17 protein-coding genes and 1 tRNA gene are annotated in these 20,627 nt (G+C 72.6%); 13 read left to right on the top strand and 5 right to left on the bottom strand.

Annotated features, from left to right (window positions below; genetic code table 11):
• Positions 1-174: 174 nt before the first annotated feature.
• The gene (locus IE108_RS17075) at positions 175-1,707 is read right to left on the bottom strand and encodes a potassium/proton antiporter (protein ID WP_064728362.1); all 1,533 of its coding nucleotides are present in this window, start codon (positions 1,705-1,707) and stop codon (positions 175-177) included.
• Positions 1,708-1,984: 277 nt separating this feature from the next.
• On the opposite strand from IE108_RS17075, the gene IE108_RS17070 reads away from it, so the two are divergent.
• Entirely contained in the window at positions 1,985-4,801 is a 2,817-nt protein-coding gene (locus IE108_RS17070) for a penicillin acylase family protein (RefSeq protein ID WP_064728361.1), read from the top strand.
• Between the two features lie 65 nt (positions 4,802-4,866).
• On the opposite strand, the gene IE108_RS17065 is transcribed toward IE108_RS17070, so the two are convergent.
• Entirely contained in the window at positions 4,867-5,481 is a 615-nt protein-coding gene (locus tag IE108_RS17065; protein ID WP_064728360.1) for a 5-formyltetrahydrofolate cyclo-ligase, read from the bottom strand.
• 93 nt (positions 5,482-5,574) lie between these two features.
• On the opposite strand from IE108_RS17065, the gene galU reads away from it, so the two are divergent.
• The 7 genes from galU (at position 5,575) to IE108_RS17030 (ending at position 11,180) form a co-directional block, all read left to right on the top strand.
• Positions 5,575-6,477: a UTP--glucose-1-phosphate uridylyltransferase GalU gene (gene galU / locus IE108_RS17060; protein ID WP_064728359.1), complete on the top strand. Its 903-nt coding sequence runs from the start codon at positions 5,575-5,577 to the stop codon at positions 6,475-6,477.
• Positions 6,478-6,482: 5 nt separating this feature from the next.
• A complete protein-coding gene (glp, locus tag IE108_RS17055; protein ID WP_064728358.1) occupies positions 6,483-7,829 on the top strand; it encodes a molybdotransferase-like divisome protein Glp in 1,347 nt (448 codons plus the stop codon).
• An 86-nt stretch (positions 7,830-7,915) separates the two neighbouring features.
• Positions 7,916-8,428, top strand: coding sequence for a cyclic pyranopterin monophosphate synthase MoaC (gene moaC / locus IE108_RS17050; RefSeq protein WP_064728357.1), 513 nt, complete (start codon positions 7,916-7,918; stop codon positions 8,426-8,428).
• Positions 8,425-8,964, top strand: a complete 540-nt coding sequence (locus tag IE108_RS17045) for a MogA/MoaB family molybdenum cofactor biosynthesis protein (protein WP_064728356.1) — start codon at positions 8,425-8,427, stop codon at positions 8,962-8,964. Before moaC ends, IE108_RS17045 begins: the two co-directional genes overlap by 4 nt.
• On the top strand, positions 8,961-9,596 hold the full coding sequence (locus IE108_RS17040) for a GNAT family N-acetyltransferase (RefSeq protein ID WP_189397697.1): 636 nt from the start codon (positions 8,961-8,963) through the stop codon (positions 9,594-9,596). Before IE108_RS17045 ends, IE108_RS17040 begins: the two co-directional genes overlap by 4 nt.
• Before the next feature lie 205 nt (positions 9,597-9,801).
• On the top strand, positions 9,802-11,022 hold the full coding sequence (sepX, locus tag IE108_RS17035; RefSeq protein ID WP_064728354.1) for a divisome protein SepX/GlpR: 1,221 nt from the start codon (positions 9,802-9,804) through the stop codon (positions 11,020-11,022).
• An 84-nt stretch (positions 11,023-11,106) separates the two neighbouring features.
• Positions 11,107-11,180, top strand: a tRNA-Ala gene (locus tag IE108_RS17030).
• A 63-nt stretch (positions 11,181-11,243) separates the two neighbouring features.
• Here the strand turns inward: IE108_RS17030 and IE108_RS17025 are convergent.
• Entirely contained in the window at positions 11,244-11,729 is a 486-nt protein-coding gene (locus IE108_RS17025; RefSeq protein WP_064728353.1) for a GNAT family N-acetyltransferase, read from the bottom strand.
• A 69-nt stretch (positions 11,730-11,798) separates the two neighbouring features.
• Between IE108_RS17025 and IE108_RS17020 the strand changes: the two genes are divergently transcribed.
• Entirely contained in the window at positions 11,799-12,602 is an 804-nt protein-coding gene (locus IE108_RS17020) for an exodeoxyribonuclease III (RefSeq protein WP_064728352.1), read from the top strand.
• A 10-nt stretch (positions 12,603-12,612) separates the two neighbouring features.
• Here the strand turns inward: IE108_RS17020 and IE108_RS17015 are convergent, their stop codons facing one another.
• Complete coding sequence (locus IE108_RS17015) at positions 12,613-13,260, bottom strand: MerR family transcriptional regulator (protein ID WP_064728351.1); 648 nt, start codon at positions 13,258-13,260, stop codon at positions 12,613-12,615.
• A gap of 142 nt (positions 13,261-13,402) precedes the next feature.
• Between IE108_RS17015 and IE108_RS17010 the strand changes: the two genes are divergently transcribed.
• The 4 genes from IE108_RS17010 to IE108_RS16995 all read left to right on the top strand — a co-directional run bounded on the left by IE108_RS17010 (position 13,403) and on the right by IE108_RS16995 (position 17,043).
• On the top strand, positions 13,403-14,938 hold the full coding sequence (locus tag IE108_RS17010; protein ID WP_064728350.1) for a flavin-containing monooxygenase: 1,536 nt from the start codon (positions 13,403-13,405) through the stop codon (positions 14,936-14,938).
• On the top strand, positions 14,935-15,879 hold the full coding sequence (locus IE108_RS17005; RefSeq protein WP_064728349.1) for an alpha/beta fold hydrolase: 945 nt from the start codon (positions 14,935-14,937) through the stop codon (positions 15,877-15,879). Before IE108_RS17010 ends, IE108_RS17005 begins: the two co-directional genes overlap by 4 nt.
• A complete protein-coding gene (locus IE108_RS17000; RefSeq protein ID WP_064728348.1) occupies positions 15,876-16,769 on the top strand; it encodes an SDR family oxidoreductase in 894 nt (297 codons plus the stop codon). The genes IE108_RS17005 and IE108_RS17000 overlap by 4 nt, the downstream gene beginning before the upstream one ends.
• Before the next feature lie 88 nt (positions 16,770-16,857).
• Positions 16,858-17,043, top strand: a complete 186-nt coding sequence (locus IE108_RS16995) for a hypothetical protein (protein ID WP_064728347.1) — start codon at positions 16,858-16,860, stop codon at positions 17,041-17,043.
• Positions 17,044-17,134: 91 nt separating this feature from the next.
• On the opposite strand, the gene IE108_RS16990 is transcribed toward IE108_RS16995, so the two are convergent.
• The gene (locus IE108_RS16990) at positions 17,135-20,491 is read right to left on the bottom strand and encodes a S41 family peptidase (protein WP_064728346.1); all 3,357 of its coding nucleotides are present in this window, start codon (positions 20,489-20,491) and stop codon (positions 17,135-17,137) included.
• Positions 20,492-20,627: the final 136 nt, after the last annotated feature.

The raw sequence follows: 20,627 nt of genomic DNA, 5'->3' as shown, positions 1-20,627 counted from the left end.
CCTCTTGCGCGGACTGCGGTAGATGCCGGGGCCCGTACGGATGAGGGGGCGTGCCGGCCGCCATACGGTCGCGCCAGCTCTGCTTCAGACAGAGTTGGTTCGATCAGGTGCCGCACTCATCGTACAGGGACCAAGAGGGGCGCAACCGTGTGAAAGCGAGCACCCCTCACCAGGTCACCCGTGACGTCCGTCCCCTTCCCCGGTGCCCAGCCAGCCGGCCAGCTTGCCGCCGTGCCCGACGGCGCGCAGCCGGGCCTCGGCCGCGTCGCGCACGGGATCCGTGGCGACCACGAGAAGCTCGTCCCCGCGCCGCAGCCCCGTCGTGGGCAGCGGCACGAACGACGTCCCGTCGCGCACCACCAGGGTGACCGCGGAGCCGGGCGGCAGCCGCAGCTCGCTGACCTCGACGCCGTGCATCTTCGAGCCCTCGGGGATCGTCACGGACAGCAGATGCCCGCGCAGCCGCTCCAGGGGCGCCGACTCGATGCCGAGGTCGGCGGCCTCGTCGCCCTTGCCCAGCCGCAGCTTGCGGGCGAGCCACGGCAGCGTCGGCCCCTGGACGAGGGTGTAGACGACGACCAGGACGAAGACGATGTTGAAGATCCGGCGGCTGCCGTCGACGCCCTCCACCATGGGGATCGTCGCCAGGATGATGGGCACCGCGCCGCGCAGCCCGGCCCAGGACATCAGGGCCTGCTCCTGCCAGGGCACCCGGAAGGGCACCAGGCACAGCACGACGCTCAGCGGACGCGCCACCATGGTGAGCACGAGCCCGATCACCAGGGCGGGCAGGATGTCGTCGCCCAGCTCGTGCGGGGTGACCAGCAGGCCGAGCAGCACGAACATGCCGATCTGGGCGAGCCAGCCGAGCCCGTCGGCGAAGCCCCGGGTGGCCGGCCAGTGCGGCAGCCGGGCGTTGCCCATCACCATCGAGGCGAGGTAGACGGCGAGGAATCCGCTGCCGTGCGCCATGGCGCCCGCGGCGTAGGCCGCGACGGCGATGGAGAGGACGGCGATGGGGTAGAGGCCCGAGGCGGGCAGCGCCACGTGCCGCAGTCCCCACGACCCGAGCCAGCCCACCGCGAGACCGATGGCGGCGCCGATGGCCAGCTCCAGGGCGATCTCGCCGAGCAGCACGTACCAGTGCTCGATCGGGCCGGCCGTGGAGAAGGCGACCACCAGGATGACCACCGGGGCGTCGTTGAAGCCCGACTCGGCCTCCAGGGTGCCCACTATGCGCGAGGGCAGCGGGATCCTGCGCAGCACGGAGAAGACGGCGGCCGCGTCCGTGGAGGACACCACCGCACCGACGATCAGCGCCTGCCGCCACTCCAGCCCGGTCAAGTAGTGCGCGCCCGCCGCCGTCACGCCGACGCTGACCGCGACCCCGCCCAGCGCCAGTGCGGAGGCGGCCGGAAGGGCCGGTTTCGCCTCCTTCCACTTCGTGCCGAGCCCGCCCTCGGCCAGGATCACGACCAGGGCGGCGTACCCGATGACCTGGACCAGTTCGGCGTTGTCGAACTGGATGTCGCCGATGCCGTCCTGGCCCATGGCGACGCCGATCGCCAGGTACACGAGCAGGCTGGGGAGCCCGCTGCGCGAGGAGATCCGGACCGCCGCCACGGCGATGAGCAGGACGAGCGAGCAGACGAGCAGGAGCTGGTTGAGGTGGTGGACAGTCAGCGGCCGTTCCCTTCCCTGGCGCACAGCACGGAATCACAACGCGGGCGTATGCGCCCGCTCGGCACGCGAGGCGCACTCCCCATGGCACACGAAGCCGCCGTGCTCTGCGGACAACTACTTCGTTACCTTACCTAACTCTTGACGCTTTCTTGACGCTCGGCTTGGCAAGATCGAACGCCCGTGCGCCGCGGTACCCGACTCCGCGTCAAGGGCGAGCCGGGCCTGCGCCTACAGTTGCTCCAGCGCTCAGTACGAAGCACAGCCCGCCCCTGCCGCTCGTGTTAGGACAGCAAGGACAGCGATGCCCCCCAACACCACCGCCTCCACGGGTCAGCAGCCCGGCACGTCCGGCAGGAAGAAGGGGCGCAAGGGCCGCCTGCTCGTCCTCGTGCTGGTCCTGGCCCTCATAGGCGGCCTCGCCTTCGGGGCGTACTGGTCCATCAGCACCGTCCGCGCGTCCTTTCCGCAGACCAAGGGCTCGCTCACGCTGGACGGCCTGTCGGGCCCGGTCGACGTCAAGCGCGACGGCTACGGCATTCCGCAGGTCTACGCGTCCAGCGACGAGGACCTGTTCATGGCGCAGGGCTACGTCCAGGCGCAGGACCGGTTCTACGAGATGGACGTGCGCCGGCACATGACCGGCGGGCGCCTGTCGGAGATGTTCGGCAAGAGCCAGGTCGACAACGACGAGTTCCTGCGCACCCTGGGCTGGCACCGGGTGGCGAAGAAGGAGTACGACGAGAAGCTGTCGGACTCCGCCAAGAAGTACCTCCAGGCCTACTCCAAGGGCGTCAACGCCTACCTGAAGGGCAAGGACGGCAAGGACATCTCCCTGGAGTACGCCGCCCTGGGCTTCACCAACGACTACAAGCCGCAGGAGTGGACCCCCGTCGACTCGGTGGCCTGGCTCAAGGCGATGGCCTGGGACCTGCGCGGCAACATGCAGGACGAGGTCGACCGCGCCCTGATGACCAGCCGCCTCGGCCCCAAGCAGATCGCCGACCTGTACCCGGCGTACCCCTACGACCGGAACAAGGCGATCGTCCAGGAGGGTCAGTACGACGAACTGACCAAGACGTTCGACGGGGGCGGCGCCTCGGACGGGGGCGACGGCTCGTCGTCCGGCTCGGGGACGGGTACGGGGACGGGGACCGGCACCGGGACAGGCACAGGGACGGGCACCGGTTCAGGCACCGGCACGGGTACGGGCACCGGAAGCGCCCTCGAAGGCCAGCTGTCCGGCCTCCAGGACGTCCTGGACGACGTCCCCACAGCCGTCGGCGTGAACGGCAACGGCATCGGCTCCAACTCGTGGGTGGTGTCCGGCAAGCACACCATCACCGGCCGGCCGCTGCTCGCCAACGACCCGCACCTCTCGCCGTCCCTGCCCTCCGTCTGGTACCAGATGGGCCTGCACTGCCGGACCGTCTCCGCGAAGTGCCAGTACGACGTGTCCGGCTACACCTTCGCGGGCATGCCCGGCGTCGTCATCGGCCACAACCAGCAGATCGCCTGGGGCCTGACCAACTCCGGCGTCGACGTCACCGACCTCTACCTGGAGAAGATCACCGGCGAGGGCTACCAGTACGACGGCAAGGTGGTCCCCTTCGAGACGCGGCGGGAGACCATCAAGGTCGCGGGCGGCGAGTCCAAGACCATCGTCGTGCGCGAGACCAACAACGGACCGCTCCTGTCCGACCGGGACAGCGAGCTGGTGCAGACCGGCAAGAGAGCCACCGTCGACACCGCCGCCCCCGACCGCGGCGACGGCTACGGCGTGGCACTGCGCTGGACCGCGCTCGACCCCGGCAACACCATGGACGCCGTCTTCGCGATCGACAGGGCGAAGGACTGGAGCGACTTCCGCGAGGCCGCCACCCTCTTCGACGTGCCCTCGCAGAACCTCGTCTACGCGGACAGCGAGCACATCGGCTACACGCTCCCCGGCAAGATCCCGGTGCGCGCCGAGGGCCACGACGGCTCCGTCCCGGCGCCGGGCTGGAACTCCAAGTACCGCTGGACCGGCGAGTACATCGACCAGGACGAGCTGCCGTACGAGTACGACCCGGAGCGCGGCTACATCGTGACCGCCAACCAGGCCGTCGTCGGCGAGGACTACCCGTACACGCTGACCACGGACTGGGGCTACGGCACCCGCAGCCAGCGCATCACCTCCCTGATCGAGCAGAAGATCAAGGACGGCGGCAAGATCTCCACCGACGACATGCGCCAGATGCAGCTGGACAACAGCAGCGAGATGGCCAAGCTGCTCGTGCCCCAGCTGCTGAAGATCGACGTGGAGGACAAGGACGTCCGCGAGGCGCAGAAGCTGCTGGAGGGCTGGGACTACACCCAGGACGCCGACTCGGCGGCCGCGGCCTACTTCAACGCCGTCTGGCGCAACGTCCTCAAGCTCGCCTTCGGCAACAAGCTGCCCAAGGAGCTGCGGGTCAAGGGCCAGTGCCTGTGGGTCGACCCGGTCAACACCACCGGGCCCGCCGACGAGGTGGACAAGGTCCGCGAGTGCGGCCGCCGGGACGCCGACCAGGCGCAGCCGGACGGCGGCGACCGCTGGTTCGAGGTGGTCCGCACCCAGATGCAGAACCCGAAGAGCGACTGGTGGACCACGCCGGACTCCGGCGCCCGCGACGGCGCCGAGAGGAACCGCGACGACCTCTTCAAGCGGGCCATGATCGACGCCCGCTGGGAGCTGACCGCCAAGCTCGGCAAGGACATCGACTCCTGGAACTGGGGCCGGCTGCACCGCCTGTTCCTGAACAACCAGACCCTGGGCACCGAGGGCCCCGGCTTCGTGAAGTACGCCCTCAACCGCGGCCCGTGGAAGCTCAGCGGCGGCGAGGCCGCGGTCAACGCCGCGGGCTGGAACGCGGCCGGCGGCTACGGGGTGGTGTGGGTGCCGTCCATGCGAATGGTGGTCAACCTCGGCGACCTCGACAAGTCCCGCTGGATCAACCTCACCGGCGCCTCCGGGCACGCCTACAGCGCCCATTACACCGACCAGACGGACAAGTGGGCCGACGGCGAACTGCTGCCGTGGGCCTTCACCAAGAAGGCGGTCGACGAGAGCACGAGCGACACCCTGGTGCTCAAGCCGTAGGCGGCACACAGGACATGGAGACGGCCCCCACGCACGCGTGGGGGCCGTCTCCATCTCGCGGTCGGTCAGCGGAACCTGCGCACCCCCGAGGGCGTCACCACCGCGTCCACCGGCCGGTCGTGCGGCTCGGCGGGGACGCGGGCGACGACCTCCCGGTCGTACAGCAGCACCAGCAGCGCGGGACGCGCGCCCGAACGCTCCAGGCGCGCGAGCACCCGGTCGTAGGAGCCGCCGCCGCGGCCCAGCCGCAGGCCCCGGCCGTCCACCGCGACCCCCGGCAGCAGCACCACGTCGGCCTCCGTGACCGCGTCCGGCCCGAGCCGGGTGCCGGCGGGCTCGAACAGGTCCATCCGCCCGCCGTGCCGCACGCGCGCGAGGGAGCCGGTTCCGGCGTACTCGCCCCAGTCCAGGTCGTTGTCCGCAAGCAGCGCGGGCAGGAGCACGCGGACACCCCGCGCGCGCAGCGCGTCGAGCAGCGCGAGGGTGCCGGGCTCGGCGCCCACGGAGACGTACGCCGCCACCGCGCGCGCCCGCGCGACCTCCGGCATCCCGAGCGCCCGGGCGGCCAGCGCCTCGCCGGATTCCCGCACGTCATCCGCCGTCAACCTGTTCCTCGCCGCCAGGTTCTCCCGCCGCAAGGTCCGCTTGTCAGGTTCGTCCGCAGGGCCGGTGTGTGGCATTGGTCGCTCCCGAAGCGCTCTAATGCGCTCATATGAGCGCCAACGTTCCCGAGTCACAGATTCTCCCTATAGGCACCGGATATGGTGGCGCGCATGACTCAGTCCCACCCCAGGATCAGCAAGGCTGTCATCCCCGCAGCCGGGCTCGGTACCCGGTTCCTGCCGGCCACCAAAGCCACTCCCAAGGAGATGCTGCCGGTCGTCGACAAGCCGGCGATCCAGTACGTGGTCGAAGAGGCCGTGGCCGCCGGCCTCGGTGACGTCCTCATGGTCACGGGCCGCAACAAGCGCCCCCTGGAGGACCACTTCGACCGCAACTACGAGCTGGAGTCCGCCCTCCAGAAGAAGGGCGACGCCGGCCGGCTGGCCAAGGTCCAGGAGTCCAGTGACCTCGCCATGATCCACTACGTCCGCCAGGGCGACCCCAAGGGCCTCGGTCACGCCGTCCTGTGCGCCGCCCCGCACGTCGGCAACGAGCCCTTCGCGGTCCTGCTCGGCGACGACCTGATCGACCCGCGCGACCCGCTCCTCCAGCGCATGATCGACGTCCAGGAGCAGTACGGCGGCAGCGTGATCGCCCTCATGGAGGTCGCGCCGGAGCAGATCCACCTCTACGGCTGCGCCTCCGTGGCCCCGACCGGCGACGGCGACGTGGTCGAGGTCACCGGGCTGGTCGAGAAGCCCGACGCGGCCGACGCCCCGTCCAACTACGCCATCATCGGCCGCTATGTGCTCGACCCGCGCATCTTCGACATACTCCGCAAGACCGAGCCGGGCCGCGGCGGCGAGATCCAGATCACCGACGCCCTCCAGCAGCTGGCGGCGGACGAGAAGGCCGGCGGCCCCGTGCACGGCGTCGTCTTCAAGGGCCGCCGCTACGACACCGGTGACCGGGGCGACTATCTGCGTGCCATTGTCAGACTCGCGTGCGAACGTGAGGACCTGGGCCCGGACTTCCGGACCTGGCTTCGCAGTTACGTAGCCGAGGAGATGTAACGACGTTGAGCAGCGCGCCCCGTGACACCGGACACGACCACGCCCTCGCGGACGCCGGTCCCGACCGGCTCTGGTCGGTACAGGACCACCTGGCCGACGTCCTCGCGACCGTCCGCCCCCTGGACCCCATCGAGCTGAACCTGCTCGACGCCCAGGGCTGCGTCCTGGTCGACGACGTCACGGTGCCGCTGTCCCTGCCGCCCTTCGACAACAGCTCCATGGACGGGTACGCGGTGCGGGTCACCGACGTCGCCGGCGCCAGCGAGGAGTTCCCCGCCGTCCTGGAGGTCGTCGGGGACGTCGCCGCCGGCCAGGCCGACCCGCTCACCGTGGGACCCGGCCAGGCCGCCCGCATCATGACCGGCGCCCCGCTCCCGCCCGGCGCCGAGACCGTCGTCCCCGTCGAGTGGACCGACGGCGGGCTCGGCGAGGGCCCGGTGACCGGCATGCGGGCCCGCAGTCTGGCCCCCGAGGGCGCCGAGGGCCAGGTGCACGTCTACCGCCCGGCCGAGTCCCGCGCCCACGTGCGCGCCAAGGGCAGCGACGTCCGCTCCGGCGACCGCGCCCTGGAGGCCGGCACCGTCCTGGGCCCGCCGCAGATCGGCCTGCTCGCCGCGATCGGCCGGGGCAAGGTGCGGGTCCGCCCGCGCCCGCGCGTGGTGGTGCTCTCCACCGGCAGCGAACTCGTCCAGCCCGACGAGCAGCTGGCGTCCGGTCAGATCTACGACTCCAACAGCTTCGCCCTCACCGCTGCCGCCCGCGACGCCGGCGCCATCGCCTACCGCGTGGGCGCCGTCGCCGACGACGCCGAGACCCTGCGGGCCACCATCGAGGACCAGCTCGTCCGCGCCGACCTGATGGTCACCACCGGCGGTGTGAGCGTCGGCGCCTACGACGTGGTCAAGGAGGCCCTCGCGCACGTCGGCGACGAGGACGAGCCGGGCAGCGGCGTGGACTTCCGCAAGCTCGCCATGCAGCCCGGCAAGCCCCAGGGCTTCGGCTCCATCGGCCCCGACCACACCCCGCTGCTCGCGCTGCCGGGCAACCCGGTGTCGTCGTACGTCTCCTTCGAGCTGTTCGTCCGCCCCGCGATCCGCACCCTCATGGGCCTGCCCGACGTCCACCGCCCGACGACCACCGCGTCGCTGGCCGCGGACAAGGCGCTGACCTCGCCGAAGGGCCGCCGGCAGTTCCTGCGCGCCACCTACGCCGACGGCTCGGTCACCCCCGTCGGCGGCTCCGGCTCCCACCTGATCGCCGCCCTCGCGCACGCGGACGCGCTGATCGTCGTCCCCGAGGACACCGAGTCCGTCGAGCCCGGCGCCCAGGTCGACGTGGTCCTGCTCGGCTGACCCCGCCCCGTTGCCGGTACCGTGTCGCGCACAGCAGGCCCACGCGCCGCACCGCGCCGGGCCAGGACCGGGAGCGCCACACGAGCATGAGTACCGAACCCCGAACCCCGCACGGCGGACGGGACCCGCAGGACCGGCTGACCCACATCGACGAGGCGGGCGCCGCCCGGATGGTCGACGTGTCCGCCAAGGACGTGACCGCCCGCACCGCGCGCGCCAGCGGGCGCGTCCTCGTCGCCCCCCGCGTGGTGGAACTGCTGCGCGGCGAAGGGGTCCCCAAGGGGGACGCCCTGGCCACCGCGCGGATCGCGGGCATCATGGGCGCCAAACGCACCCCGGACCTGATCCCGTTGTGCCACCCGTTGTCGGTCTCCGGTGTGAAACTGGACCTGTCGGTCGCGGACGACGCCGTGGAGATCACCGCCACGGTGAGGACGACGGATCGCACGGGCGTCGAGATGGAGGCGCTCACCGCGGTCTCCGTCGCCGCGCTCACCGTGGTCGACATGGTCAAGGCGGTCGACAAGGGAGCGGTCATCACGGACGTGCGGGTGGAGGAGAAGACGGGCGGCAAGTCGGGCGACTGGAGCCGGTCATGACGCGCGACGAGCGGACGGAGGGCGCCCTCGCCGCCCCGTACAGCGCCCTGGTGGTCACCGCCTCCAACCGGGCCGCCGCCGGGGTCTACGAGGACAAGGGCGGCCCCCTCGTCGCCGAGGGCCTGCGCCGCTTCGGCTTCGCCGTGGACGGCCCGCGGGTCGTCCCGGACGGCGACCCCGTCGAGGCGGCCCTGCGCGCGGGCGCCGAGGCGGGCTACGACGTGATCGTCACCACCGGCGGCACCGGCATCTCGCCCACCGACCGCACCCCCGAGGCGACGCGGGCCGTGATCGGCCACGAGGTCCCGGGCATCGCGGAGGCGATCCGGGCGTACGGCCGGGACAAGGTGCCCACCGCGGCCCTCTCCCGGGGCCTGGCCGGAGTGGCGGGCGGCACGCTGATCGTCAACCTGCCGGGCTCCTCCGGCGGGGTCAAGGACGGCCTGGCCGTGCTGGAGCCGCTGCTGACCCACGCCGTCGACCAGCTCCGCGGCGGCGACCACCCGAGACCCGCCAGCGGTGGGGGTGCGAGCTGAACAGCCCATCCTGGCCCGCCGAGCTGAGGGACGGCGACATCGTCCTGAGGCCGATAAGGCTGCGCGACCAGCGGGCCTGGCGCGAGGTCAACCGGCGCAACCGCGACTGGCTGCGCCCCTGGGAGGCCACCATTCCGCCGCCCGGCCCCGGCGGCCCGCTCGCCCACCGGCCGACGTACCGCCAGATGGTGCGGCACCTGCGGTCGGAGGCGAACGCGGGCCGGATGCTGCCCTTCGTCATCGACCACCAGGGCAGGCTGGCCGGGCAGTTGACGGTCGCCGGCATCACCTGGGGCTCGATGTGCTCCGGTCACGTCGGCTACTGGGTGGACGAGTCGGTGGCCGGCCGCGGGGTGATGCCGACCGCCGTAGCGATGGCCGTGGACCACTGTTTCCGCACCGTCGGACTGCACCGGGTCGAGGTCTGTATTCGCCCCGAGAACGCGCCCAGCCGCCGGGTGGTGGAGAAACTCGGATTCCGCGAGGAGGGGCTCCGGCCGCGTTATCTGCACATCGACGGCGCGTGGCGCGACCACCTCGTCTTCGCGCTCACCGCGGAGGAGGTGCCGGAGGGTCTGCTGCGGCGCTGGCACCGGTCACGGGACCGGAGCGCGCCCAACACCGGGAATTGAATAAACGTTCGAAATTGACCGGGCGGCGACCACTCGAAGCGAAGAATTTCGCGTCTCTGACGCGTCTTGGGTGCGTCTCTGATGCGCCTCTGGTGGTCTGCTGATCGCATCGATCACAAGAAAAGTTCGAAATATCAGCCAGATCGTGCGACACACCGGCCCAATTGGCGGATGGCCCCACGCAAACCCCTCTACCGTGTGAGGCGTGAGCAGCAGCGGCCTCATCTACGCAGTCATCGTCGGGGCCTGGGCCGCCTACTTGGTGCCGATGTGGCTCCGTAGGCAGGACGAGCTGAACGAGGCCCGTCCGACGGAACGCTTCAGCACCGCCATCCGGCTGCTGTCCGGACGGGCGGGCATGGAGCGCCGGTACGCCAAGGACCAGCGGTCGCGCCCCGCCGACGAGGCGGAGCCCGACACCGACGCCCCGGACGCCGTCACCGACTCGGTGGACGTCCGGGCCTTCGCCGTGTCCAGGACCCGGCAGCACCCCCGGCCCACCCCGCCGCAGCACGCCGAGGAGCGCCCCGAGAAGGCGCGCCCGGAGCCCGCGGCCCCCGCGCAGGGCGGCCCCAGACCCGGCACCTCACCGGCGCGGGCACGGGTCCCGCAGGCCCGCCGCGCCCCCGCCCCGTCGGCCTCGGCCGCCGCGGCGGCCCGCGCCCGGCGCACCAAGGTCCTCGCCCGCCGGCGCCGCACCACCGTGATGCTGTTCCTGGCCTTCACGCTCGGTGCGGTCGTCGCGGCCGTCGGCGGACTCGCCTTCCTCTGGGCGCCGGGCGTCCCCGCGCTGCTGCTCAGCGCCTACATCGCCTATCTGCGCGCGCAGGAACGCCGCCGGTTCGCCTTCCAGATGGACCGCCGCGAGGCGGAGGCCGCGGCCCAGCGGCTGCGCGACCGGGGGCCCCGGCCGCGCCGGCGTGCGCCCGCCGACCCCGTCGACGGCGTCGCCGACGCCGACGCCGAGGAGCCGGACGAAGGGCCCGGGGTGGAGTCCGACGCGGGGATCTCCGCGCTCGCCGCGGACCGGCGGGCCCTGGTCGAGCAGACCGACCACGCCGAGTGGGTCGATCAGCAGCGCGATCCCCGTGGACGCCCGCGGGGCGACAGCTGGGACCCGGTGCCCGTGCCCCTACCCACCTACGTGACCGCGCCGGTCGCCCCCCGCGCCACGCCCGACGTGGACCTCGGCGCGCCCGACGCCTGGAGCTCCGCCCGCTCCAGCGCCGTCACCCCGGACCAGCAGGAGGCGGCGCCCGCCCCCGCGCCGGACCGCCCGGCCGAACCGGCCGACGACCGCGCCGAGGCACCGGCCCGCAGCGACGCCCGCCGGGCCGCCTCCGCGCGCCGGGCCCGGGAGCGCGGCCGCACGCCCCTCTTCGACCAGTACGACGAGGGCGGCCGGCCCCGCGCCGCCAACGAGTAGGCCCGTCCCGGGACCGCCCCGTCGCGGCCCCGGAACGGATTTTTGAGCAGGCCGGTCGGGGTGCTAAAGTTTCACTCGTTGCAAGGGCCTGTGGCGCAGTCCGGTAGCGCACCTCGTTCGCATCGAGGGGGCCAGGGGTTCAAATCCCCTCAGGTCCACGCACATTGACGAAGGCCCCGTCCGATCCTCTCGATCGGACGGGGCCTTCGTCGTCTCCCGTTCTAGGAGCCCTGGAGGGCCTTCGCGTAGCAGAGGCTGTCCTCGTGGAAGCGGTAGTAGCCGAACTTCGTGCACGGCTCGTACCCGCTGGAGAGGTACAGGGCGACGGCCTCCGGCTGCTTGGTGCCGGTCTCCAGCACCATCCGGGTCCGGCCCGCCGCGCGGGCGTCCTCCTCCAGGGCGGCCAGGATGCGGCGGGCCAGGCCGCGGCCCCGCACCTGCGCTATGACGAACATCCGCTTCAGCTCGGCGTCCCCGTCGAGGTTCCCCTCGTCGTTGGCGTCCTGGGCGCGCCAGCCGCCCGAGGCGACCGGGACGTCGTTCTCGTCGTAGGCGACCAGGTACAGGCCGCTCGGCGGCGCGAAGTCCGACGGGTCCAGATGCGTGGCGTCGCCGCCGTCGCCGTAGCGGACGTCGTACTCGGCCTGCACCTCGTCGTTGAGCTTGACGGCGTCGGGGTGGTCGAAGGGGACCCGGCGAATGTTCATGCTACCTACCGTATATTAATGCGAGATCCGGGATCGGGGCACCGTCCAGTGTGCCGGTATCGTGCCCTGGTGCTCACCGTGACCTCCGTGAATGTGAACGGTCTGCGCGCCGCCGCGAAGAAGGGCTTCGTGGAGTGGCTCGCCGACACCTCCGCCGACGTGCTGTGCCTCCAGGAGGTGCGGGCCGAGCCCCAGCAGCTGCCCGAGCACGTCCGTACGCCCGAGGGCTGGCACGTGACGCACGCGCCGGCCGCCGCCAAGGGCCGGGCCGGCGTCTCCCTCTACACCCGCCGTGAGCCCGACGCCGTCCGCGTCGGCTTCGGCTCCACCGAGTTCGACGGCAGCGGCCGCTACGTCGAGGCCGACCTGCCCGGTGTGACGGTCGCCTCCCTCTACCTCCCCTCCGGCGAGGTCGGCACCGAGCGCCAGGACGAGAAGGTCCGCTTCATGGGCGAGTTCCTCGCTCACCTCAAGGACCTGCGCGAACGCGCCGCCGCCGACGGCCGCGAGGTCGTCGTCTGCGGCGACTGGAACATCGCCCACCGCGAGGCCGACCTCAAGAACTGGCGCGCCAACAAGAAGAACTCCGGCTTCCTCCCGGAGGAACGCGACTGGCTGAGCCGCGTCCTCGACCCGGCCGAGGGCGGCTACGTGGACGTCGTACGCGCACTGCACCCCGACGCCGAGGGGCCGTACTCGTGGTGGTCGTACCGGGGGCGGGCCTTCGACAATGATGCGGGATGGCGGATCGACTACCAGGTTTCCACCCCCGGGCTGGCGGCCAGGGCCGTCAAGGGGTACGTCGAGCGGGCCGCCACGCACGCCGAGCGCTGGTCGGACCACGCGCCGGTCACGGTGGTCTACGACCGCTGAGCGCCGGCGATCACTCCGTCCGCTTCCGTATCCGCCGGTCCAGTGCCAGGGACAGTTCCGCCTCCACCACGCTGCGGGCCAGGGGGCGCAGGCGGTGGAGTTCCTGTTCGGGGGTGTGGCGGAGGATCAGGGTGGTGAAGAGTTCGGCGAGGGCGTCGGCGTGTTCGCGGACGCGGGCGCCGGCCTGGAGGACCTCGCCGAGGGGTATGCCCTCGCGGACCAGGGCGGAGGAGACCTCCAGCAGGCGGTGGCTGATGTGGACGAGTTCGTCGCCGTCGGTGCCGAGGTAGCCGAGGTCCATCGCGGCGGCCAGGTTCTCGGGGGTGACCTCGCCCTCGAAGCGGGCGGCGAGTTCCTCCGGGGTGAGGCGGACCGGGGTCTCCTCGGTGGGTTCGCCGAGGCCGAGCAGGTCGCCGACGTCGCGGCCGTGGTCGAAGGCGTCGGCGAGTTCCGCGATGCCGCTGAGGGTGTGGCCGCGTTCCAGGAGGGCCGCGATGGTGCGCAGGCGGGCCAGGTGGTGGTCGTCGTACCAGGCGATGCGGCCCTCGCGGCGGGGCGGCGGGATCAGTTTGCGTTCGCGGTAGAAGCGCAGGGTGCGCACACTGATGCCGGCCAGCCGGGCCAGCTCCTCCATGCGGTACTCACGCTTCTCGGTCACGGGACCGACCTTAAGTCGTACCGCCGGTAACTTTCCTTCGCGTGCCCCCTACCCATGAGTACGGAGCTGTTCTACGCTCCCATTGCGCCAGTGTTCACTGGCAGGGTTCCAGACGGTTCAGGCTAAGCGTGGAGGCTCCGGGATGGCCGAGCACGAGCAGGTTCGGGAACACGTACGGGTGGCGGTGATCGGGTCCGGCTTCGGCGGGCTCGGGGCCGCCGTGCGGCTGCGGCGCGAAGGGATCACGGACTTCGTGGTGCTGGAGCGGGCGGGGAGCGTCGGGGGGACCTGGCGAGACAACAGCTATCCCGGGTGCGCCTGCGACGTACCGTCCCACCTCTACTCCTTCTCCTTCGCGCCCAACCCCGAGTGGCCGCGCACCTTCTCCGGGCAGGAGCACATCCGCGCCTACCTGGAGCACGTCGCCGACACCTTCGGGCTCCGTCCCCACCTCCGCTTCGACTCGGAGGTGAAGCGGATGGCGTGGGACGGCGAGGAGCTGCGGTGGGAGATCGAGACGGCGAGCGGGAACCTCACCGCCGACGTCGTCGTGTCCGCGACCGGGCCGCTGTCCGACCCCAAGGTCCCGGACATCCCGGGGCTCGACTCCTTCCCGGGCAAGGTCTTCCACTCCGCCCGCTGGGACCACGACCACGATCTGACCGGCAAGCGCGTCGCCATGATCGGCACCGGCGCCTCCGCCATCCAGATCGTGCCGGCCGTGCAGCCGAAGGCCGGCCACCTCACCCTCTTCCAGCGCACCCCGGCCTGGGTGATGCCCCGCATGGACCGGGCGATCAGCGGCGCCGAGCGCGCCCTGCACCGGGCGGTGCCCGCCACCACCAAGGTGCGGCGCGGGCTGCTGTGGGGCCTGCGGGAACTGCAGGTGCAGGCCTTCACCAAGCACCCCAATGAGCTGGGGTTCATCGAGCGCATCGCCAAGCGCAACATGGGCGCGGCCGTCAAGGACCCGGCGCTGCGCGCCAAGCTCACGCCCGACTACCGCATCGGCTGCAAGCGGATCCTGCTGTCGAGCACCTACTATCCGGCGCTCGCCCAGCCCAACGTCGACGTGGTCGCGAGCGGGCTCAGCGAGGTGCGCGGGTCCACGCTGGTGGCCGCGGACGGCACCGAGGCCGAGGCCGACGTGATCATCTTCGGCACCGGCTTCCACGTGACCGACATGCCCATCGCCGAGCGCGTGGTGGGCGCGGACGGGCGGACCCTCGCCGAGACCTGGAAGGGCGGGATGGAGGCGCTGCGCGGTGCGTCCGCCGCGGGCTTCCCGAACTTCATGACGGTCATCGGGCCCAACACCGGCCTCGGCAACTCGTCCATGATCCTGATGATCGAGTCCCAGCTGAACTACATGGCGGACTTCCTGCGCCAGATCGACGTCCTCGGCGGCCGCACCGCCCTCGACGCCCGCCCGGCCGCGGTGCGGAACTGGAACCACCGGGTGCAGGAGCGGATGAAGCGCACGGTGTGGAACACCGGCGGCTGCACCAGCTGGTACCTGGACGCGAGCGGCCGCAACACCACCGTCTGGCCCGGCACCACCGCCGAGTTCCGGCGGGCGACGCGGCGCGTGGACCTCGCGGAGTACGAGGTGCTGAGGGCGCCCGCCGGCCGCCCGGCCGCCCCCGCCGCGGAGCCGGTTCCGGAGGTGAGCGCGTGAGCCGCCTGCTGAGCGTGCCCGGCGGGCCGTACGCGCCGCCGGTCCCCGCCCGCGAACTGACCGTGACCGCCGCCGACGGCGCCCGGATACACGTGGAGGTGCACGGCCCCGAGCGGGCGCCCGCGGTCGTGCTGGCGCACGGCTGGTGCTGCTCGACCGCCTTCTGGGCCGCGCAGATACGCGAACTGGCCGCCGACCACCGGGTCATCGCCTACGACCAGCGCGGCCACGGCCGCAGTCCGGCGAACCCGGCGTACGGGACCGAGCCGCTCGCCGACGACCTGGAAGCCGTACTGGCGGCGAGTCTCGCGCCGGGTGAGCGGGCGGTGCTCGCCGGGCACTCGATGGGCGGGATGACGGTGATGGCCGCGGCGACCCGGCCGGCGGTGCGCGAGCACGTGGCCGCCGTTCTGCTGTGCAGCACGGGCAGTTCGCGGTTGGTGGCGTCCGCCACGGTGGTGCCGCTCGGGGAGGGCCGGGTGCGCACCTGGCTGACCCGGCGGATCCTCGGCTCCCGGGCGCCGCTCGGGCCGGTCACGCCCCTGGCCCGGCGGATCCTGAAGTACGGGACCATGGGCCCCGGTTCGGGCCCGCACATGGTGGAGGCGTGCGCGCGGATCGTGCACGCCTGCCCGCGCCGGGTGCGGCACGGCTGGTCGCAGGTGCTCGATCTGCTCGACCTGGACCACGGCGTACGGGAGTTGCGCATGCCGGTCGAGATCGTGGTCGGCGCCGCGGACCGGCTGACCCCGCCCTCGCAGGCCCGGGCGCTGGCCGCCGCGCTGCCCGACTGCGTGGGCCTGACGGAGCTGGAGGGGCTCGGTCACATGACGCCGGTGGAGGCGCCGGAGCTGGTCACCGGGAAGATACGGGCGCTCGCCGCCGCCCACATACCCAGCGCACGCGCCGAGCGTGCCGTACACGCCGAGGAGAGCGCATGAGCAGGGTGAGTCTGGAAGGGCGGGTCGCCGTCGTCACCGGGGCCGCGCGGGGCGTCGGGGAACTGCTGGCCCGCAAACTGTCCGCGCGCGGGGTGAAGGTGGCGCTGGTGGGGCTGGAGCCCGACGCGCTGAAGCAGGTCTCCGCCCGGCTGCACAGCGAGAGCGAGCACTGGCACGCCGACGTCACCGACCACGAGGCGATGGCCCGGGTCGCGGCCGAGGTCAAGGAGCGCTTCGGGCGGATCGACATCGTCGTCGCCAACGCGGGCGTGGCCAGCGGCGGGCCCTTCGTCGACTCCGACCCGGAGTCGTGGCGGCGGGTGATCGAGGTCAACCTGGTCGGCTCGGCGGTGACCGCCCGCGCCTTCCTGCCGGCGCTGCTGGAGAGCCGGGGCTACCTGCTCCAGATAGCCTCGCTGGCCGCGATCACGCCCGCGCCGATGATGTCGGCGTACTGCGCGTCCAAGTCCGGCGTGGAGGCGTACGCGCACAGTCTGCGCGGGGAGGTCGGGCACCGCGGCGTGAAGGTCGGTGTGGGCTACCTCTCGTGGACCGACACCGACATGGTGCGCGGTGCCGACCAGGACGACGTGATGCGCGAGCTGCGGCAGCGGCTGCCCTGGCCGTCGAACAAGACCTATCCGCTGGGCCCGGCGGTCGACCGGCTCGTGGAGGGCATCGAGCGCCGCGCCGCCCATGTCTACGGGCAGTGGTGGCTGCGCGGCATGCAGGGGGTGCGCGGGTATCTGCCGGCCCTCATCGGCACCGTGGGGCAGCGCGAGATGCGGCGGTTCGGGGACCGGCTGAACGGCGTGCGGATGGGCCTCGTGGGCGCGGGCGGAGCGGCCGACGAGCAGGGCCGGTCAGGGGTGACTACGGTCCGTAAGTGATCGACATGCGCACGGTCACGGCTCGTGTGAATCTGATCGAGCGCCCGGCCGATCCGGTCGGGCCCGATCACCACAGGAGTGAACCCACATGGGTATGAAGGACCAGTTCCAGGACAAGGCCGAGCGCATGCAGCAGCAGGGCAAGCAGCGCGCCGAGCAGGCGAAGGACCAGATCCAGAACCGCGACCGCCGTCGCGAGGAGGACGAGATGGACCCGTCCTCGCGCCGCCGTGAAGCGGAGGACCGCTTCGAGCAGCACCGCGACAACGCCTGATCCGTCGCCGCTCAGGTGAAGGGGCGCCACCCGTCGTACGGGAGGCGCCCTTTCTCCTGTGCCGGGTCTCGCTTGCCGTCTCGTCCCGGGCTCACGTGCGCGGCGGCAGCGGCGGGCGGGAGCGGTCCGGGACGCCCGTGTAACCGGGCGGTGTCGCGGGCGGGTTGGTCTCCAGCAGCTCCAACGCCAGCCGCACCGCCTCGTCCAGCACCGGGTAGCGGCCCTCGGCCCAGTCCAGCGGGGTGCGCAGCGCCTCGACGTCGGGGGCGACGCCGTAGTTCTCCACGGACCAGCCGTACGCGTCGAACCAGGCCGCGTTCATCGGCACCGTGATCACCGTGCCGTCGCCGAGGCGGTGCCGGCCGGTCATGCCGACCACGCCGCCCCAGGTGCGCTGCCCGACGACCGGGCCGATGCGCAGCAGCTTGAACGCGGCGGTGATCATGTCGCCGTCGGACGAGGTGGCCTCGTCGGCGACCGCGACGACCGGGCCGCGCGGCGCGTTGGAGGCGTACGACACCGGCTGGGCGTCGCGGGTGAGGTCCCAGCCGAGGATGGTGCGGGTGAGCTTCTCGACGACGAGTTCGCTGATGTGCCCGCCGGCGTTGCCCCGCACGTCCACGATCAGCGCGGGCCGGGACACCTCCATGCGCAGGTCGCGGTTGAACTGGGCCCAGCCGGAGCCGCCCATGTCGGGGATGTGCAGGTAGCCGCACCGTCCGCCGCTCAGCTCGCGTACGACCTCCCGGCGTTTGGCCACCCAGTCCTGGTAGCGCAGGGGGCGTTCGTCGATCAGCGGCACGACGGCGACCCGGCGGGAGGGCCCTTCGGTGTCCCCGGCGGGCGCGAAGGTCAGCTCCACGGTCGTACCGCCCGCCCCGGCCAGCAGCGGATACGGTCCCGTCGCGGGGTCCACCGGGCGGCCGTCCACGTGGGTGAGGGCGGCGCCCTCGCGGATGCCGGTGCCGGCCAGCGGGGAGCGGGCCCTGGAGTCGGAGGAGTCGCCGGGCAGGATGCGCTTGACCACCCAGTGGCCGTCCCGGCAGACGAGGTTGGCGCCGAGCAGGCCCTGCCGGCGCTGGTAGTGGGCCGGGCCCTCGTTGCGGCGGGCGGCGGCGACGTAGGCGTGGGAGGTGCCGAGTTCGCCGAGCACCTCGCGCAGCAGGTCGGCGAACTCGTCCGGGGAGGCGACCCGTTCGACCAGGGGGCGGTACTGGTCGAGGACGGCGTCCCAGTCGATGCCGCACATGCCGGGGTCCCAGAAGTAGGCGCGGGTCAGGCGGCCCGCCTCGTCGTAGGCCTGGCGCCACTCGGCGCACGGGTCGGCGACGTGCAGGATGCGGCGGAGGTCGATCCAGGTGGTCGTGTCGCCGTCGCCCGGCTCGGTGGCGGGCACCGCGCGCAGGTCGCCCTCGTCCAGCACGACCAGGCGGGTGCCGTCGCCGCTGACCCGGAACCAGTCCAGGTGGTCGACCAGTTCGGACTTCTTCGCCCTGGCCAGGCCGAAGTGCTCCAGGGTGGGCCGCTCGCTGGGGTCGGCCGGGTTGGCGAAGGTCTCGCCGAGCGCGCCCGAGATGGGCCAGCGCAGCCAGACCAGGCCGCCCCCGGCGACCGGCTGCAGCGCCGAGTACTTGGAGGCGGCGACCGGGAAGGGGGTCACCCGGCTCGCCAGGCCCTCGGTCTCGACGGTGACCGCGCCGCCCTCGCCGGGTTCGTCCTCCAGGGGGTCGAGACCGCCGGCGGCGGGGCGGCCCTCGGGGCTGAGCGCGAAGGGGGAGGGGGTGGCCGAGGAGAGCGGGACCAGGTAGGGGCGGCAGCCCAGCGGGAAGGACAGGTCGCCGGTGTGCACGTCGTACACCGGGTCGAAGCCGCGCCAGGAGAGGAAGGCGAGGTAGCGGCCGTCCCGGGTGAAGACGGGGTTCTCGTCCTCGAAGCGTCCGTCGGTGACGTCGACGACGAGCGGCCCGTCGCCGTTCTGCCCGCCGATCCGGGCCATCTTGATCTGCCGCAGGGAGCGCCCGATGCCCGGGTGGGACCAGGTGAGCCAGGTCCCGTCCGGGGAGAAGGCGAGGTCGCACACCGGCCCGTTGACCGAGCGGATCAGCTCGGTGACGGTCCCGGCGCCCTCGGCGGCACCGGCGTCCTCCGCGGTGCCGGTATCCCCGGCGGCCCCGGTGTCTTCCGCGGCGAGGGCGTCCCCGGCGGCCCCGGTGTCCTCGGCGACGTCGAGCAGCAGCAGCCGCCCGTCGTGGGAGGCCACGGCGAGACGGTCGCCCGCGGGGTCGGAGGCGAGTTCGAGGACCCGCCCGAGCCCTCCGGTGGCCGCCCGCCGCGCCGCGCGGCCGCCGCTCGCCCGGGGCAGGTGGGCGATCTCGACGGCGTCCTCGCCCGCCGCGTCGGTCACGTAGGCGATCCGGCCGCTCCCGCCCAGCATCTCCGGCAGCCGCACCCGCACCCCGGGGGTGTCGGCGAGGGTGCGGGCCGGGCCGTCGCGGTGGGTCAGCCAGTACAGGCTGCCCCGTACGACCACGGCGCTCGCCCGGCCCGTCTCGTCGACGGAGACGCCGTCCACGTGCTGGGCGGCCGGCACCTGATACGTACGCCGTCCCGCGCGCGGCCCGCTCAGCCGCACGTCGAGCCGGCGCGGCACCGAGCCGGACGCGAGGTCGTCCACGGTCCACAGGTCGCCCGCGCACTGGTACACCACCCGGGTGCCGTCGCTCGACGCGTTGCGGGCGTAGAAGGCGTCGTGGTCGGTGTGGCGGCGCAGATCCGAGCCGTCGTGGGCGCAGGAGTAGAGGTTGCCGACGCCCTCGTGGTCGGAGAGGAAGGCGACACGCCCGCCGACGAACATGGGGGCGGCGAGGTGTCCGCCGAGGTCGGGCAGCAGCCGCTCGCCGTGCAGCCAGAGCCGGCCGGTGGCACCGCCCCGGTAGCGCTTCCAGGCGGCGGGTTCGTGCGGCGGGGTCCCGGTGAGCAGGAGGGTCCGGCGTTCCCCGTCGAGGTCGGCGGCCTGGATGTCGGTGACCGGGCCCCAGGGCAGCTTGCGGCCGGGGTCGCCGTCGGGGCCGACCTTGTAGGCCCAGGTGAGGTGCGAGAAGGGCTCGCCGTGCGAGGCGACGGCGAGGACGGCGGTGGTGCCGTCGGGGTCGGGCGGGGACCAGCCGCAGACCCGGGTGTCCAGGCCGCCCCAGTGGGTGAGCTGCCGTCCGGGGCCGCCGTCGGCCGGCACCAGATGGACCTCCGGCACCAGGCTGCGCCAGCTGGTGTACGCGATGTGCCGGCCGTCGGGCGAGAAGCGCGGGTGGCCGGCCTTGGTCCGGTCGACGGTGAGCCGCCGGGCGCGGCCCGGACCGTCGAGGGGGGCGAGCCAGAGGTCGTCCTCTGCCACGAAGCAGATCCGGTCGCCACTGAGGTGCGGAAGGCGCAGATAGCTCACCCACCCCATGCTTTTCCGGGCTCCGGGTACCGGCAACTTATGGCGGGCTGACAACCGTGACCCAGAACACGAACGAAACCGTTTCGTTTCGCTGGAGGCGGGGGTACATTCGTCATGTACGAAACGGTGTCGTTCTGACAGAGTG

Source organism: Streptomyces parvulus (assembly GCF_014648855.1).
GTDB lineage: Bacteria > Actinomycetota > Actinomycetes > Streptomycetales > Streptomycetaceae > Streptomyces > Streptomyces parvulus.
The sequence above is the reverse complement of the archived record's forward strand: the minus strand, read 5'-3'. Positions and strand labels throughout refer to the sequence as shown.

What these genes read in the sequence shown, in the direction of transcription:
- IE108_RS17070 (WP_064728361.1), top strand. Translation starts at nt 1,985, where the DNA reads ATGCCCCCCAACACCACCGCCTCCACGGGTCAGCAGCCCGGCACGTCC.
- IE108_RS17065 (WP_064728360.1), bottom strand. Translation starts at nt 5,481, where the DNA reads ATGCCACACACCGGCCCTGCGGACGAACCTGACAAGCGGACCTTGCGG.
- galU (WP_064728359.1), top strand. Translation starts at nt 5,575, where the DNA reads ATGACTCAGTCCCACCCCAGGATCAGCAAGGCTGTCATCCCCGCAGCC.
- moaC (WP_064728357.1), top strand. Translation starts at nt 7,916, where the DNA reads ATGAGTACCGAACCCCGAACCCCGCACGGCGGACGGGACCCGCAGGAC.
- IE108_RS17045 (WP_064728356.1), top strand. Translation starts at nt 8,425, where the DNA reads ATGACGCGCGACGAGCGGACGGAGGGCGCCCTCGCCGCCCCGTACAGC.
- IE108_RS17025 (WP_064728353.1), bottom strand. Translation starts at nt 11,729, where the DNA reads ATGAACATTCGCCGGGTCCCCTTCGACCACCCCGACGCCGTCAAGCTC.
- IE108_RS17010 (WP_064728350.1), top strand. Translation starts at nt 13,403, where the DNA reads ATGGCCGAGCACGAGCAGGTTCGGGAACACGTACGGGTGGCGGTGATC.
- IE108_RS17000 (WP_064728348.1), top strand. Translation starts at nt 15,876, where the DNA reads ATGAGCAGGGTGAGTCTGGAAGGGCGGGTCGCCGTCGTCACCGGGGCC.
- IE108_RS16995 (WP_064728347.1), top strand. Translation starts at nt 16,858, where the DNA reads ATGGGTATGAAGGACCAGTTCCAGGACAAGGCCGAGCGCATGCAGCAG.
- IE108_RS16990 (WP_064728346.1), bottom strand. Translation starts at nt 20,491, where the DNA reads ATGGGGTGGGTGAGCTATCTGCGCCTTCCGCACCTCAGTGGCGACCGG.